The 15,811-nt window shown below is 44.9% G+C and carries 14 protein-coding genes; 12 read left to right on the top strand and 2 right to left on the bottom strand.

Going from position 1 to position 15,811, the window contains the following annotated elements:
• The first annotated feature begins 74 nt into the window (after positions 1 to 74).
• From AC07M6_RS20510 to AC07M6_RS20460, 11 genes are all read left to right on the top strand, one after another.
• A complete protein-coding gene (locus AC07M6_RS20510; RefSeq protein ID WP_494892696.1) occupies positions 75 to 779 on the top strand; it encodes a DUF4397 domain-containing protein in 705 nt (234 codons plus the stop codon).
• Positions 780 to 897: 118 nt separating this feature from the next.
• The gene (gene rpsT, locus AC07M6_RS20505; RefSeq protein WP_494892694.1) at positions 898 to 1,152 is read left to right on the top strand and encodes a 30S ribosomal protein S20; all 255 of its coding nucleotides are present in this window, start codon (positions 898 to 900) and stop codon (positions 1,150 to 1,152) included.
• 254 nt (positions 1,153 to 1,406) lie between these two features.
• Positions 1,407 to 2,105, top strand: a complete 699-nt coding sequence (gene radC / locus AC07M6_RS20500; RefSeq protein WP_494892692.1) for a RadC family protein — start codon at positions 1,407 to 1,409, stop codon at positions 2,103 to 2,105.
• Positions 2,106 to 2,193: 88 nt separating this feature from the next.
• Positions 2,194 to 2,658, top strand: coding sequence for a hypothetical protein (locus AC07M6_RS20495; protein WP_494892691.1), 465 nt, complete (start codon positions 2,194 to 2,196; stop codon positions 2,656 to 2,658).
• A 103-nt stretch (positions 2,659 to 2,761) separates the two neighbouring features.
• On the top strand, positions 2,762 to 5,161 hold the full coding sequence (gene pheT, locus AC07M6_RS20490) for a phenylalanine--tRNA ligase subunit beta (protein WP_494892689.1): 2,400 nt from the start codon (positions 2,762 to 2,764) through the stop codon (positions 5,159 to 5,161).
• 37 nt (positions 5,162 to 5,198) lie between these two features.
• Positions 5,199 to 5,591 (top strand): four helix bundle protein, encoded by a 393-nt coding sequence (locus AC07M6_RS20485; RefSeq protein WP_494892687.1) that lies wholly within the window; start codon positions 5,199 to 5,201, stop codon positions 5,589 to 5,591.
• 35 nt (positions 5,592 to 5,626) lie between these two features.
• On the top strand, positions 5,627 to 5,914 hold the full coding sequence (locus AC07M6_RS20480) for a hypothetical protein (RefSeq protein WP_494892685.1): 288 nt from the start codon (positions 5,627 to 5,629) through the stop codon (positions 5,912 to 5,914).
• A 21-nt stretch (positions 5,915 to 5,935) separates the two neighbouring features.
• Positions 5,936 to 6,226 carry a cell division protein ZapA gene (locus AC07M6_RS20475; protein WP_494892683.1) on the top strand — a complete coding sequence of 97 codons (291 nt, stop codon included), beginning with the start codon at positions 5,936 to 5,938 and terminating at the stop codon, positions 6,224 to 6,226.
• A gap of 321 nt (positions 6,227 to 6,547) precedes the next feature.
• Complete coding sequence (gene rny, locus AC07M6_RS20470; protein ID WP_494892681.1) at positions 6,548 to 8,113, top strand: ribonuclease Y; 1,566 nt, start codon at positions 6,548 to 6,550, stop codon at positions 8,111 to 8,113.
• Positions 8,114 to 8,324: 211 nt separating this feature from the next.
• Positions 8,325 to 8,849 carry an Mpo1 family 2-hydroxy fatty acid dioxygenase gene (locus AC07M6_RS20465; protein WP_494892679.1) on the top strand — a complete coding sequence of 175 codons (525 nt, stop codon included), beginning with the start codon at positions 8,325 to 8,327 and terminating at the stop codon, positions 8,847 to 8,849.
• 339 nt (positions 8,850 to 9,188) lie between these two features.
• Positions 9,189 to 12,506: a TonB-dependent receptor gene (locus AC07M6_RS20460; protein ID WP_494892677.1), complete on the top strand. Its 3,318-nt coding sequence runs from the start codon at positions 9,189 to 9,191 to the stop codon at positions 12,504 to 12,506.
• Between the two features lie 145 nt (positions 12,507 to 12,651).
• Here the strand turns inward: AC07M6_RS20460 and AC07M6_RS20455 are convergent, their stop codons facing one another.
• Entirely contained in the window at positions 12,652 to 12,816 is a 165-nt protein-coding gene (locus AC07M6_RS20455) for a hypothetical protein (RefSeq protein ID WP_494892675.1), read from the bottom strand.
• Positions 12,817 to 13,151: 335 nt separating this feature from the next.
• Between AC07M6_RS20455 and AC07M6_RS20450 the strand changes: the two genes are divergently transcribed.
• Positions 13,152 to 13,871 carry a hypothetical protein gene (locus AC07M6_RS20450; RefSeq protein WP_494892673.1) on the top strand — a complete coding sequence of 240 codons (720 nt, stop codon included), beginning with the start codon at positions 13,152 to 13,154 and terminating at the stop codon, positions 13,869 to 13,871.
• 129 nt (positions 13,872 to 14,000) lie between these two features.
• Here the strand turns inward: AC07M6_RS20450 and AC07M6_RS20445 are convergent, their stop codons facing one another.
• A complete protein-coding gene (locus tag AC07M6_RS20445) occupies positions 14,001 to 15,758 on the bottom strand; it encodes a bifunctional lysophospholipid acyltransferase family protein/GNAT family N-acetyltransferase (protein ID WP_494892671.1) in 1,758 nt (585 codons plus the stop codon).
• Positions 15,759 to 15,811: the final 53 nt, after the last annotated feature.

Here is a 15,811-nt window from a genome sequence, read left to right as displayed (position 1 = left end):
AAAATATTGTTTACGTAAATATTTTGTTTGCCGGAATTAACCGGCAGGCCTATTGTTTCACTTAATCCGTTTCCATGAAAAACATTTTAAAAACAACTTCTGTAAAAAATTCGCTGTTCCTGTTAATTTTAATAAGCTCTATTTTGGTTACATCCTGCAGCAAGCACGATGACTACGATTTTACAGCAACCGTTACCGCTAAAGTACAACTGGTTAATACCAGTACCGATGCCGGCCCCTCTAAACTATACATATCCGACGTATTGCGTACCACCAGCGCGGTAAGCTATGGCAACGCATCGGGTTATAATTTAACCTATACCGGCCAAACGGATGCGTCTGTTCAATCATCGGCCGGCACTGTTTTGGCCACCACCAATACATCGCTTGATGCTAATGGTACTTATACCTTCTTTTTAACCGGCACAACAGGCAGTTATTCATTAATTGCATTAAGTGATAATACGCCAGTGGCATCTTCGGGGAAAGCTAAGGTAAGGTTTGTACAGGCTTCGCAAAGTCTTAGCTCGGCCAACTTATCAGGAAATGGCGTTGCGCTGTTTACGGCGCAGGGTTATAAAGGGGCAAGCAGTTACAGCGAGGTAACAGCGGGCACTTATGTGTTCACCGTTACCAACGCAACCAGTGGAAGCATACTGGCAACCAGCACTTCAATTGCTTTGCAAGCCGGCCAAAGCTATACGGTTTACACCAGTGGTATCAGCGGTACAACAGGTGCCACCGCCCTGGCTGTTAAGGTGATTGGCGCAGCTGATTAATGCAATAATCTAAAACCCAGTTTATTTAGCCTTAACTTTTTTTGATTTTGCATTTGTTAATTAAATAATATCGCCTTATATTTGCAGTCCGAAAAAATAAGAAAGAATATTAGCTAAAATGGCAAATCATAAATCATCATTAAAAAGGATCAGGTCAAACGCTGCGAAGCGCTTACGTAACAGGTATCAGGCTAAAACCACCAGGAACGCGATCAAAAGGTTAAGAGGTACTACTGATAAAGCTGAAGCAACACCGCTTTTATCAAAGGTTATTTCTATGATTGACCGTTTGGCTAAGAAGAATGTTATCCACAAAAACAAAGCTTCAAACAATAAATCAAAACTGACTAAGTTTGTAAACAACCTTAAATAAGGTTTTTTTCTACAATCATATTAAAAGGGGATTGTGCGTTTGCACGATCCCTTTTTTGTTTGAAAAATTTAACCACAAAGGGCGAAGGTTTTTGCACAAAGATCACAAAGGCATAGTGGTGATTTTTATCTTCTTTATAAATAATAAAATCTTTGTGCCCTTTGTGTTAATCAGTTTGCTGTTTCTTTGTGCCCTTTGTGGTTAAATCTGCACCCCCACTTTTTGTTTCCCGCAAAAATTGATACTTTAACATCGTGGAAGCATACGAAAACAACCTAAGCATCAAATCCTGGGCCGAGGAAGACCGTCCGCGCGAAAAGCTGAACGCCCAGGGCCGCCGCGCGCTAAGCGATGCCGAACTGATCGCCATCCTCATCGGTTCAGGCAGCCGTAACGAAAGCGCGGTTGAGCTGAGCAAACGCATTCTGCACCATTACGATAACGATCTGAACAAATTAGGTAAAGCCAGCATTGCCGAATTATCTAAATTTAAAGGCATCGGCGAAGCCAAAGCTATTTCCATCATCGCCGCGCTTGAACTGGGCCGCCGCCGTGGCGATACCGAAACCAAAACGCCTGAAACGATACAAGGGAGCAAAAGCGCGTATCAAATACTACGCAGGCATTTAGTTGACCTGCCGCACGAGGAATTTTGGCTGCTGTTGCTGAGCCGCTCCAGTAAACTCATCGCAAAAGAACTGATCAGTAAAGGCGGGTTATCCGGCACCATTGCCGACCCAAAGATCATTTTCCATATTGCCCTGCAGCATCAGGCCTCAAGCGTGATACTGGCGCATAACCATCCATCAAACAACCGTAAACCCAGTCAGCAGGATATCGACCTGACAAAAAAGCTGTATAACGCCGGGAAGATCCTGGACATAAATGTGGTAGATCATTTGATTATCACCGATGATGGGTATTTGAGCTTTGCGGATGAAGGGCTTTTGTAAATGTGCAAATGCGGGGATGTGCAAATATGCAAATTATGCAATGCCTCATTATCTTTATATTTAGATTAAGATTCTAATTAAAAGTATTATGGTCTTCCCGTTCGCTCAAACATATAAAGAAAAGCTAAATAGCCTTATTACTCCCCAAAATCAAGAAGCTATCCTGCAGTATATCCGTACAACCATCGAGAAGAAAAAAGCCGGTAACATCATTGTCGAAAGCAACACAGTTAGTTACAAAGGGTCTACTTCAAATTTAAGAGGCTCCCTGTTCAGGGGCTTAGATGGCGGCAAATTCAGTTTAATTGATAGCGATGGTGGATCGTATTTGGTTTATGAATTTAGAATGAGTCAATTCTTTCTTATAATGTTAATTGTATCTATTGCTATAGCTATTATATTTCAAACCTGGTGGGTTGCGCTCATCGTGTTTTTTGGATTAGGCGGACTAAATTGGATTTTGCATGTAGATCAGCATGAAAATTTAGCGATCGAAATTGCGCATGATATCAATCGCGATTTCTTTAGTAAAAAAGAAAATGTTGTGAAATAAGAAGCTATATACGGAGTCCCCCACTAAATAGTGAATTTAATATCAAATCACCTTTTACCTTTCGCCTTTAACCTTTCACCCTAAATTGTATCTTTGCAGTTAAATGAAAATATCATATAACTGGCTTAAAGAATTTATTGATACCGATAAAACCCCGGCCGAGATATCTACTATACTAACAGGCACCGGTTTAGAGGTGGAAAGCCTGGAGAAAGTGCAGGCCGTTCCCGGCGGACTGGAAGGCCTGGTAATTGGCTACGTGAAGGAATGTATCGATCATCCAAACTCCGGTCATTTGCATCTGACCAAGGTGGATGTTGGCGGTACCGAAGATCTGTCGATTGTTTGCGGCGCGCATAATGTGGCTGCCGGGCAAAAGGTGGTGGTGGCTACTGTAGGTACAACCGTGCACCCCATCAGCGGTGAACCGTTTAAGATCAACAAATCAAAAATACGTGGCGAGGTATCCGAAGGGATGATCTGCGCCGAGGACGAGATAGGTCTGGGTACCGACCACGACGGCATTATGGTATTGGATGCGGACACTCCCGTAGGTACCTTAGCCAAAGACTATTTTAAGCTGAACGACGATTACATGTACGAGATAGGCCTTACGCCTAACCGTGCCGATGCCGCATCGCATCTGGGCACCGCCCGTGATGTGGCCGCGTTCCTGAAGATCGCCATTAACAAACCGGATGTATCGGCCTTTAAGGTGGATAACCACAACCTGGACATAGCTGTAGTGGTAGAGAACACCGCTGCTGCTCCAAGATACTCGGGCCTGACCATGGCAGGGCTTGAGGTGAAAGAGTCGCCACAATGGCTTAAAGAGCGCCTGGCGGTGATAGGAGTGCGCAGCATTAATAACGTGGTTGACGTAACCAACTATGTGCTGCACGAATTGGGCCAGCCCCTGCATGCCTTTGATGCCGATGCTATTGCCGGTAATAAAGTAGTGGTGAAGAATTGCCCCGAGGGTACCTCATTCACCACACTGGATGAGATAGAGCGCAAACTGAGTGCCGATGATCTGATGATCTGTAATGCCGACGAGCCGATGTGTATTGCCGGCGTTTTCGGCGGGACAAAATCGGGCGTAAAGGCATCTACCACCAAAATATTTTTAGAGAGCGCCTATTTCAATTCGGTTGCGGTACGCAAAACCTCCAAACGGTTCGGGCTGAAAACCGATGCTTCGTTCAGGTTTGAGCGGGGTACCGATCCGGATATGACGGTGTTTGCTTTAAAGCGTGCCGCCCTGTTAATTCAGCAGGTAGCCGGCGGAACGGTATCGTCCGAAATTTTTGATAACTATCCTGCACCTGTCGCACCGTTTGATGTGGAGGTGACCTATTATAATATCCACCGTCTGATTGGAAAAGCTATTCCGCATGATGAGATCAGGAATATCATCACCGCGCTGGATATCCAGATCGTAAACGAAACCGAAGAAGGCCTGTCGCTGAAAGTGCCGCCCTACCGTGTGGATGTAACCCGCGATGTAGATGTGATTGAAGAGATCCTGCGCATTTACGGCTATAACAATATCGAAATCCCAACGCAGATTCGCGCGTCATTAAACAACGCTTCGCGCCCCGAAAAGGATACGGTACAAAATGCCATATCCGATTGGTTGTCGGCCAATGGTTTTAACGAGATCATGTGCAACTCGCTCACCAAATCATCGTACTATGATAATTTGGATAACGTAGTGAAAATACTGAACCCCTTAAGCAGCGACCTGGACGTAATGCGGGCAACCATGCTGTATTCGGGATTGGAAGCGATTGCTTATAACGCTAACCGCCGTAATGGTAATTTAAAGCTATACGAGTTTGGTAAAACCTATCATGTTGCCGAGGATAAGTACAAGGAAGACCAGCACTTCACGTTGTACCTAACCGGTAACAATTTGGGCGAGCAGTGGAACCACCAGGTAAAACCGGTATCATTCTACAACTTGAAAGCCGCTGTTGATGGTTTGCTGGAGCGATTGAGCATTAAGGATTTTACGGTAGATGAGCCTACCTGCGGTAAATTGGCCTACGGTCTGCAATATAACCGCGGCCCAAAACGCATTGTAAAATTTGGCGCGGTAAAAGGAGATGCTTTGAAAAAGGCAGGGGTAGACCAGGCAGTGTTTCATGCCGATTTTAATTTCGATCTGATATTGCAACTGGTGAAAAAGAATGTGGTGGTTAATCAGGAGATCCCGAAGTTTCCGTCCGTTCGGCGCGATTTGTCGATGCTGGTAGATAAAGCCGTTACCTTTAACCAACTGAAACAGATCTCGCAAAAAACCGAGCGTAAGTTGATCAAAGAAGTAAATGTTTTTGACGTGTATGAAGGCGACAAATTACCGGCCGGCAAAAAATCGTACGCCCTGAGCTTCATCATCCAGGACGACGAGAAAACCCTGACCGATAAAGCCATTGATAGTATTATGCAAAAATTAATTTATAACTTAGGGAAAGAAACCGGAGCGGAGATAAGGAAATAGTGATTAGTTAATTAGTGATTAGAGATTAGTCTTAGCAATGAGGTCATTTACAGATTTAGATGTTTGGAAGAAATCGCGTTTGTTACGGAATAGTATTTCTACACTAACAAAATCTTTCCCGCCTGAAGAACGATATAGATTGACAGACCAAATACTACGCTCATCAAGATCTATAGGAAATAATATTGCAGAGGGACACGGTAGATTTCATTACGCGGATGAGGCAAAGTTTTTTCTTAATGCAAGAGGCTCGGCAGCTGAAACCATAGATCACTTAATTATTGCTTTAGATGAACGCTATATAAATGATGAAGTTTTCCAAAAGTTTAAAGCAGATTGCGAAGAATGTTTAAAAATGATAAACGGGTATATTAGTTATTTACGAAATCAGGCAGTAGCCGCAAAGGCTAATTCGCCAGCTTCAAATTAACTAATCACTAATTAACTAATCACTAATCACTACCCATGACTACAGCAGAGCAACTCAACCAGGTTATCGATAAAACAGAGCGTTTGATACAGATCTGCAACGCTTTGCAGGAGGAGAGTGACTTGCTGAAACTGGAGAACCAGTCGCTGATGGCAGCCCTTAATGCCAGTAAGGATAAGAGTAAAGAGCTGGAAGAAAAGCTTCGTGTATTGAAGCTGGCTAAATCATTTTCAGAAACAAATGAAAAAAACCTTGACATAAAGCAAAAAATTAACGAATTTGTCCGGGAAATAGATAAGTGCATTGTGTTATTGAAAAAATAACGCATAAGTGAACAAGCTCAAATGGGAGAAATCTCTATAAAAATAAATATTGCTGACAGAGTTTACCCTTTAAAGGTGAACATGGAAGAGGAAGAAATAATACGCAGGGCAGCTAAATTAATAAACGACCGCATAAAAGAATACCAGGAAAATTACGCGGTAAGGGATAAACAGGATCTGCTATCGATGTGTGTGCTGCATTATGCAACATCAACCATCAAGGCCGAGAAACGTGTAACGGTTGAGGATTCGGCCGTAACCGAAAAAGTTTACCAGTTGGATAATTTGCTGACCGAGTTTTTCTCAAAGTAGTATAATCGTTCTTTAAAATAAGCTAAAAGCGTAAAGCTGAAAGCAAAAAGCCCTGAGAAAGCTTTCTGCTTTAGTCTTTCCGCTTTCAGCTGCCAAGAGCAATAAAGATTTAACCGCAGTTAAATTTTTAGGTTTCACTATTAAAAACTTAACGCTTCAATATCAGCGGACAAGAAAAAGGGTATACGTCATTTCCAAGGATCTGATGATAACCCGGGTCCAATAAATCTGAGAAAGAGGTTTTTCAATAATGATGCTTAAAATTTAGTTGCGGTTTTTTTATTTAACATAACCATACCATTATATATACCAAACCAATTTATGACTACTGTACTATATATTATAATTGGCCTGCTGGCAGGTATCCCTACGGGGATCGTCATCGGGCGCTTCCTGCTCAGGAAGTTATTTAAAGACCAGGAAGTATCGGCCCAGAATAAGGTAAAAAAGATCCTGAAAGAAGCCGAGAACGATGCCGAGATCCTAAAAAAGAACCGCCTGCTGGAAGCTAAAGAGAAATTCCTGCAAATGAAGGCCGACCACGAGCAGGAGATCAATGCTAAAAACAACAACATCAACCAGCGCGAGAATGCCATGAAGCAAAAGGAGCAATCCGTAAACCAGCGCATGGAAAACTTTAACCGCAAAGAAACCGAACTGGATAATGTGCGCAAAAATCTGGAAAAACAAACCGAAATAGCGTTAAAAAAGCAGGAAGAAGTTGACGCGCTTAAAAACCAGCATGTGCAGCAACTGGAAACCATCGCCGGCCTGTCGGCCGAAGAGGCTAAAAACCAATTGGTAGATAACCTGCGCGAAGAGGCCCGTACCAAAGCCATGATGCAGATCAAGGACATTGTAGACGAAGCCAAGCTAACGGCCACCAAGGAAGCTAAAAAGATCGTTATTCAAACCATCCAGCGTACCGCTACCGAAAGCGCTATTGAGAATACGGTATCGATCTTCAATATTGAGAACGACGAAATTAAAGGCCGTATCATCGGTCGCGAAGGCCGTAATATCCGCGCGCTGGAAGCGGCTACCGGTATCGAAATTATTGTGGATGATACCCCCGAGGCCATCATCCTTTCGGGATTTGACCCGGTTAGGCGCGAGATTGCCCGCCTGGCCATGCACCGTTTGGTAACCGACGGCCGCATCCACCCGGCACGTATCGAAGAGATTGTTGCCAAAACCAAAAAGCAGATTGAGGAAGAAATTGTTGAAATAGGCGAGCGTACCGTGATCGACTTAGGGATCCACGGCCTGCACCCCGAACTGATCAGGATGGTGGGGCGTATGCGTTACCGCTCATCATACGGGCAAAACCTGCTGCAGCACTCGCGCGAGGTAGCCAACTTCTGCGCCACCATGGCAGCCGAATTAGGTCTGAACGTGAAGATGGCCAAACGCGCCGGCTTACTGCATGATATTGGTAAAGTGCCTGATGATAACCCGGAATTGCCACACGCAATTTTAGGTATGCAATTAGCCGAAAAATATAAGGAACATCCCGAAGTTTGCAACGCTATTGGCGCCCACCACGACGAGATTGAGATGACCAGCATGATATCGCCCATCATCCAGGCTTGTGATGCTATTTCTGGCGCGCGCCCTGGTGCACGCCGCGAGGTGGTAGAGAGCTATATTAAGCGCTTGAAGGAACTGGAAGAACTGGCCATGAGCTACCCCGGTGTAGAGAAAACGTTTGCCATACAGGCCGGCCGCGAGCTGCGTGTAGTGGTAGAGAGCGAAAAGATCAGCGATGCCCAGTCGGAAGTACTGGCTGCCGATATATCTAACCGCATCCAAACCGAAATGACCTATCCGGGCCAGATCAAAGTTACCGTGATCAGGGAAACCCGCTCGGTAGCGTTTGCGAAGTAGACCCCTCCCATACCCTCCCCGAAGGGGAAGGCTTTAGAACCCCGATGTTGTAAAACATCGGGGTTTTTTATTGCAGTTTGTCATTGCGAGGAGCGGCCAGGCAATGTCCGGTGGGGCGACGCGGCAATCTCATAGGCGAATCCTCGTTGCTTGTCCTATGTGATTGCCACGCTATCGCTCGCAATGACAAGTTTGTTATATTTGCTAACTAATGAATAGCACCGTGAAAACATCCACCACCGCCCCCAATAAAAAACAAGTAGATATCCTTTTCGACAAATACGCCGAAAGCCATCAGAACCCGACCAATGAGTTGATCCACTGGATTTGCGTGCCGCTGATTGTGTTTAGTTTGGTGGGGTTGGTTTGGGCTATTCCATTCCCCTATATCAAGTTTTTGGGCAGCTATAATGGCATGTTCAACTGGGCGTCGTTCCTCATCGCTTTTTCTATTTACTATTATTATAAGCTGTCGCCTGTCCTGTCGTACTTTATGCTGATCATAGTGATGGGCTTTTGTTACCTCATCACTTTGCTGGCTCAGTGGCATACCGCCGGCGGACCGATGTTATGGCAATCCTGCCTGGTGATATTTGTGCTATCGTGGGTAGGCCAGTTCATCGGCCATAAAATAGAAGGGAAAAAGCCTTCATTTCTGGATGATATCAAGTTCCTGCTCATCGGCCCTATATGGCTGCTGCATTTTATATTGCTGCGGTTTAAGATAAAGTATTAGTGTAAAGCTATACCAGTATGATAAGTATAATTTAAAAATGCAGGTATTGACTTAGTTCTATGTCCCCAGCGGGGACTACATGTTTGTAGAAAAAGTTATAGCATTCCTAAATGCCCCGGCAGGGGTTACCCTTCTGACTATATAAGTAATTAGGATTGCAATTTCCCTCGTATTTTAAAACGAAACTCTCCGAAATCCTAAACAAATAAAAAATAAGCGATGGCAAGCACTTGAAAACTAAAGTGTAATTATTGTTAAATAATCATTTAATAAGATAATCCAGTGTTAACATTCGGTTAACATTATAGCTGAACTTTTGTGCAATAAAGAAAAACACAAATGAAGAAGCTATACTTTATCATCCTTTCTGTACTCATTACGGGCATGGCCAATGTGGCCAGCGCGCAGATCACTACCGGCATTATCAGCGGTAAAGTGACCGACACCAAAGGCATTACTTTGCCGGGCGTAACCATCAGCGTGGTTAATACCAGCACCGGCACCCGCTACGGCAACCAAACCAATAACGATGGCCGCTTTACTATTGCCAACGTTAACCCGGGCGGCCCTTATATTATTACTGCCAGCTTTATTGGTTATAAAAAACAGGAACTGACTGGCGTTACCGTAAACCTGGGTAACGTTACCTACAACTTCAGGATGGAAGATGAAACGACTAACTTAAAGGAAGTAGTGGTTAAATCAACCGCCGGTGGTACAAAAACAGGCGCCGGTACCCGTATCGGTCAAAACCTGATCAAAACCATGCCTACGCTTAGCCGTAGTTTGCAGGACCTGACCAGGCTTACCCCGCAAAGCAGCAATAACTCGTTCCAGGGGACTAACTACCGTTACAACAACGTAACGCTGGATGGCGCTATTAATAACGACGCGATAGGCTTTAGTCCATCATTAGGCGGGCAAAACAACGTATCGGGCCAGGTGGGCGCCAGCACACGTACCAGCCCCGTATCGCTTGATGCTATACAGGATATACAAGTTTATGTAGCTCCTTACGATATTAAAATCGGTAACGTATTAGGCGGTAGTATCAACGCGGTTACCCGCAGCGGTACCAACACGGTATCAGGCTCGGTTTACGGGTTTGGCCGCGGCGCTTTCCTGATCGGCCCCAACCGTATCCCGGCCAACGTGGGTGGCGATAATGCTAAGGAACCATCTGCTTTTCACGATTTTCAATTTGGCGGCCGTTTAGGTTTGCCTATTATTAAGGATAAATTATTCTTCTTTACTAACGAAGAGATTGCCCGCCGTAAAGATCCGGTGATCTTCCCGGCAGGCAGCGCGGGCGCTAACCCTATCCTTTCTGCACAAGATGCTGCAGATATTACCAAAGCATTTACCGCTTATACCGGTGGTTTAAGTCCGGGTACAGCAGGCGATGCCACTATCTTCTCTAACTCAAACAAATACTTTAACCGTTTAGACTGGAACATCAACGAAAAAAACCAGCTGACCTTGCGTAATAATACCATCAGTTCTACCGCTACCAACCTGGAGCGCGATCAGCAGAACTTCCGTTTCAGCGGTATCGATTATACATCGCATAATAACTCAACATCAACCGTTGCCGAGTTAAAATCAAGGTTCAGTAATTCGGCCAGTAACAGCTTTTTAATAGGCTATTCTAACGTGCACGATTACCGCGATCCTAACTCGAACCCGGCCCTGCCGCAAATTGAAATAACCGGCCGCACCCCGGGTACCACCATATTTTTAGGTACCGACCGCGAGACCGCTATATTTGATATGCACCAAAAAACTACCGAGATAACCGATAACTTTACCTTAAATACAGGTAAGCACACGTTTACTTTTGGTACCCATAACGAGCTTTATAATATCACTTATAATTTTGTGAACGCATGGAACGGCCGCGATGCATACAGCAGTATCGATGCTTTTACCGGTACTTATAACACCACTTCAACCCCGGTAACGTTTACACCATCGCGTGTAAGGGCCAACTTTAACTATACCAATAACACCCGCGATTATATTTTGGCTAACCCATCGGCAAAGTTTAAAGTTAATTTGCTAAGCGCTTATGCACAGGACGAATTGCAGGCGGCCGATAATTTTAAACTAACCTACGGTGTGCGTTTAGATTATGCCGGTGTACCTAACAAACAGCCATTAAGCACTAAAACAAGCGGAGCAGTTGTCGATCCGTACTACGGTTCAACCTTTACTTATACCCAGCCAAAGGATATCCAAAACCATTATTTAAATAATATCGAGATTAACCCAAGGGTATCTTTTAACTACGATTTTAACGGCGACCAAAGCGTGGTATTACGCGGTGGTAGCGGTACCTTTACCGGCCGCGTTCCATTTGCGTGGTTTGGTTACGCGTTTTATAATAATGGCGATACTTATGGCGCTTACGATAAAAACAACATTAACACTACTACAAACGCTATTACCCCTGGTACCAACCCAACACAAGCCCCTGTTAACGGTGGTTTAGGTTTTGTTAATCAGCAAAATAACCCAGTGCCAAATACCAGCGCAAGCGGCCCTACACAGGTTGATATGATTGATAACAACTTTAAAATGCCGCAGGTATGGCGCAGCAGTTTAGCGATAGACTGGAAAACCCAAAACCAATGGAGGTTTACTTTAGAAGGGATTTACACCAAGGTTATCCACGATTTAAAATTCCAGCAAACCAACACTACCGATAACGTTACCTATTATCCGTACGATACCCAGCGCCAGCAGCCCATATTTGTGAACACCAAGCCATCGGCCAATTTCACTAATGCTTACCTGCTATCAAACACCAGCGGCGGTCATCGTTACAGCATTACCGGCCAGATTGGTAAAACCCTGCCATTTGGTTTAAATGTTGATGCTGCTTATACCTATGGCGAATCTAAAGACGTAACCAACGGTATCCGCAACTCGATGGAATCAAACTGGCAGTTAAACCAGGCTTTAAACCCTAACACGCCAACGGTAGCGTATTCAAACTTTGATGTGCGCCACCGTATTATCACCAACCTGAACTATAAACTGTCTTACGGGCCGGGTAAAAAGTATTCATCTAACTTCGCTATCTTCTTTAGCGCTACTTCGGGTACGCCTTACAGCTTCGGCTTCCTGCCAAGCTCAATCGACGGAACCGGGCAACAGGTTAGTTTGGCCTATATACCGGCTGTTGGTGAAACCATTAAGTTCTTTAGCACAACGCCAAGCACCCCAACAGCGGCCGAACAGGCGCAGGCAAACGCTTTCGACCAGTACATCAATGCCGATCAGTACCTGAGCACCCGTCGCGGTAAATTTACCGAGCGTAACGGTGCCCGTACCCCATGGAATACCAACGCCGATTTCCGCTTTACGCAGGATATTAACGTGGGTACCGATAAGCACAAGCAAATGCTAACCTTTACGTTTGATATTATTAACCTGACTAACTTATTGAACAGGGCCTGGGGACATTATTACTATTCGCCAAACACCTTCAACTCAACATCAAGCATCGGTTTAACCAAAAACGTAACGCCATCGTTTGCTAACGCGGCAACAACGTATCCAACTTATAAATTTGTTAACCCGGGTGTACCTTACGCGGTAGATCAGTTTGCATCGCGTTACCAAATGCAGTTTGGTGTACGCTACAGCTTCTAATACACTGTAACCCGATAATAAAAAGCCCCGCAGCTATTTGCTGCGGGGCTTTTATGTAAAATCAAATTGCTTTAATAGCTTGTTATGCTGATTGCGTGCGCGGGTTTGCCCGCCATGGTTCGACAAGCTACCCCTGGCGCATTTTTTAGTTTTCCGACAGCAAAGGAGCTTCCGGGTGAAAGCGGGCAGAACAATGGTGGCCTGTGCGGTAGGAGGGCATCAGCGTTTTGCAGAAGGAGGGATAGGTGCGGGCGAAGCGGGGCAAATAAGCGTAGCCGTGGTTCTGCCCGGTTTGCAGCGCAAAAGCCATGTGCGGCAAAGGAAGCATTTTTGCTGTCTTGAATTTTGCTACTTTTTTTCAAGAAAAAGTAGTAGGCCCCTGCGGCTATAGCAGACTGGCAATCATAAAGCACACTTCCTTTTCTATGGGATTATTAATGATGTGTTTATTTTTCAAAGGAACAATCTACCGCTACTACATCCCGGTTATCCTACATGACAAAAAATTGATACACACGAAAAGGATTATCGTTCAGCTATTATCTGATCTGCAAAGTGAGAAAATGTCCTTGTTTTGTCCACGGTTAAATTATATTTAACTATTCCTAAAGTTATACATTTATAATTGATTAAGCCTATCGCATTATGTACCAATATATTACCGGCGGTTTCACCACCCGGAAATTACCTTCAATAGTTGAATTATTGCTTAATAATTACCGCCTGCTTTTAATCATACTGATCATCATATTACCCGCATTTAAACTGCAGGCGCAGGATTTTTTCCCCCAGCAACGTGATTACGGCGTAAGGGTAGGGGCCGATGTTGAAATACCCGGCAAAAACCTGGAGGGTTATCAACCGGCTTTATCTTACAATGCCGGCTTTATGCGTTTTTTTGATCAGATAACCGTAGGGGCAAACCTGTCGTACCGCGAGTTTACGCCTAAAATGCAGGTTGTGGTTGAGCAGATAGATGATGCCCATCAATCTACCAGTACGTATTCAAATTCCAGTACTTTTTTGTTTTACCTGGATGCAGTATACAATAAGCCGCTGACCGAACGCCTGAATTTTTATGGTGGATTGAACGCGGGCATAGGGTATAATACATCATCTATCCATTACCAGGATGATGAGAACGATTTGTACCTGGGTGGCGGGTGCAAGCAGATATATGTGGCGCCTAAAATTGGTTTAAGCCTTGCCATCAGTAGTTATGCCGAAATTAATGTTCGTGCGGCCTATAACCTGTTTATGCAGAGCGGTAACGTGACCAATAATATCTATGTAGATAAAACCGGGGTTGCGCCTACCCGTTTTTCGTCGGTTATGGCAGGCGTGGGGCTGGTGTTTAAGTTTTAAGAGTGAGAAGTCGGAAAGACCGAAAGTCGGGAAGTCCGAAAGATGGTTTTACAAAATAGGAAACCCAAAGTCGTGAAGATACCAATAGTTCTACTTACGGACTTTCGGTCTTCCTGACTTTCGGACTGCTTACAAATTCTTCCCCAGCTTCTCCAGCATTTCGCCGGGCACATTATGCAGGTCCAACACCAGGAAACCATCCAGGCAATCGGCAAATTTAGGGTCGATATTGAAGCAGATGATCTTGGCGTTAAGCGCGATGTACTGGCGCAGCAGCACCGGGATCTTCATGTTACGGGTTTCTACATCAGAGATAATGCTATCCAGCCCCTTCAGGGAATCGTCCGTGCCCGACATCAGCAGCTCGGTATCTATCTTAGAAAAATCCACCTTAAATTTCTTCCGCGGGCGCACGTATTGTGCCATCTCGTGGTCAAAGTGGTGCTTGGTGATATAATCAACGATCAGCGATTTAGAAAATTTGCTGAATGTATTGCTGATACTTACCGGGCCAATGAGGTAACGGTAACGCGGGTTATCTATCAGGTATTTCAGGATGCCTTTCCACAGCAGGAAGAGGGGCAAGGCCTTGCCCTGGTATTCGGACCGGATAAACGAGCGGCCTAATTCCATACTGCTTTTCAGTACCGGCGTAAACTGTCCTTTTATCTTAAAAACTTCGGCGGTGTAAAAGCCTTTTTTGCCGCGGCTGTAAAATATCTCGTCACCCAGGCCTATGCGGTAAGCGCCGACGATCAGTTTAGCTTCAGTATCCCAGATAAACAGGTGGTGATAGTAAATATCATACTCATCCAAATCAATACTTTTATTGGTGCCCTCGCCCACCTCGCGGAAGGTAACCTCGCGCAAGCGCCCTATCTCGCGGATGATGTTTGGGATAACCGATGTAGGGGTAACAAACACCTCATAGTTTTTTTCGGTCCACACCAGGTAGTTCTCGCGCAGCGGTTCTATCTCTTTTTCAAGGGTGTTGCGGTCGGCTTCAAAAGCCACCTCTTCGGGTTCCTTTTTTATTTTGAACAGGTTGCGGGGGTTAAACAGCTTTTTTTCCTCTTCCAGCCCGGTACCCAGGGCGTATGTTTTGGCCCTTAAATAGTTAAGCAGTTTGGTAGGGTTATTATTATCGGGTATATCCTTAATATGTATGGGTTTGCCAATACGCAGCTTAATAGTATGCCCTTGCTTATTAAATAATTCGGATGGTAGTTTGGCGGTGCGTAATGCCGGATGTATCAGGCTGAGCAGGTTAAACAGCAAACCGTTATTACCATGGAAATAGATGGGTACTACCGGCACCTTAGCTTTCGCGATGATCTTGCCCACCACCGGGTGCCATTTACGGTCGGTTACCTGCTGAGTTTCTATTTTATAGGTAGATACCTCACCGGCAGGGAAAATGCCGATGGGGGTACCATCCTTTAACAGCTCGAGCGTGTTTTTTAAGCCGCTGATGCTGGATGAATGATCGATGTTTTCGAACGGGTTTACGGCTATAAAGTAATCGCTCAGGTTAGGGATCTTTTTCAGCAGGAAGTTGGCCATCAGTTTGGCGTCGGGGCGCATCATGCATAATATTTTTAACAGCACCATGCCCTCGATACCGCCATAAGGATGATTGGCAATAGCAATAAAAGCTCCATCGGCCGGTATGTTTTTCAGTTCGCTCGCGTCAAAATCAACGGTAACGCCTACGCCTGCTAAAATAGCATCCACAAACTCGGGCCCCTGCTTGGGCTGGGCCTGGGCAAACAGGTCGTTCACCTGGTTAATTTTCATGATCTCCATCAGCAGGGCTGCCAGACCGGGCATTTTTAACTTGTCCAGTTTTGTGGCTTTGGCAAACTCTTCGGTAGTGATGATCTTCATTTAGTGGTGCGGTGATGTATTGAAATAATCAGTTAAATATCCTCAAAATTTAT

The organism is Mucilaginibacter sp. GW821-FHT07H05 (assembly GCF_059418485.1).
Note: the sequence above shows the minus strand (reverse complement) of the source record. Positions and strands in the feature narration are given on the sequence as shown.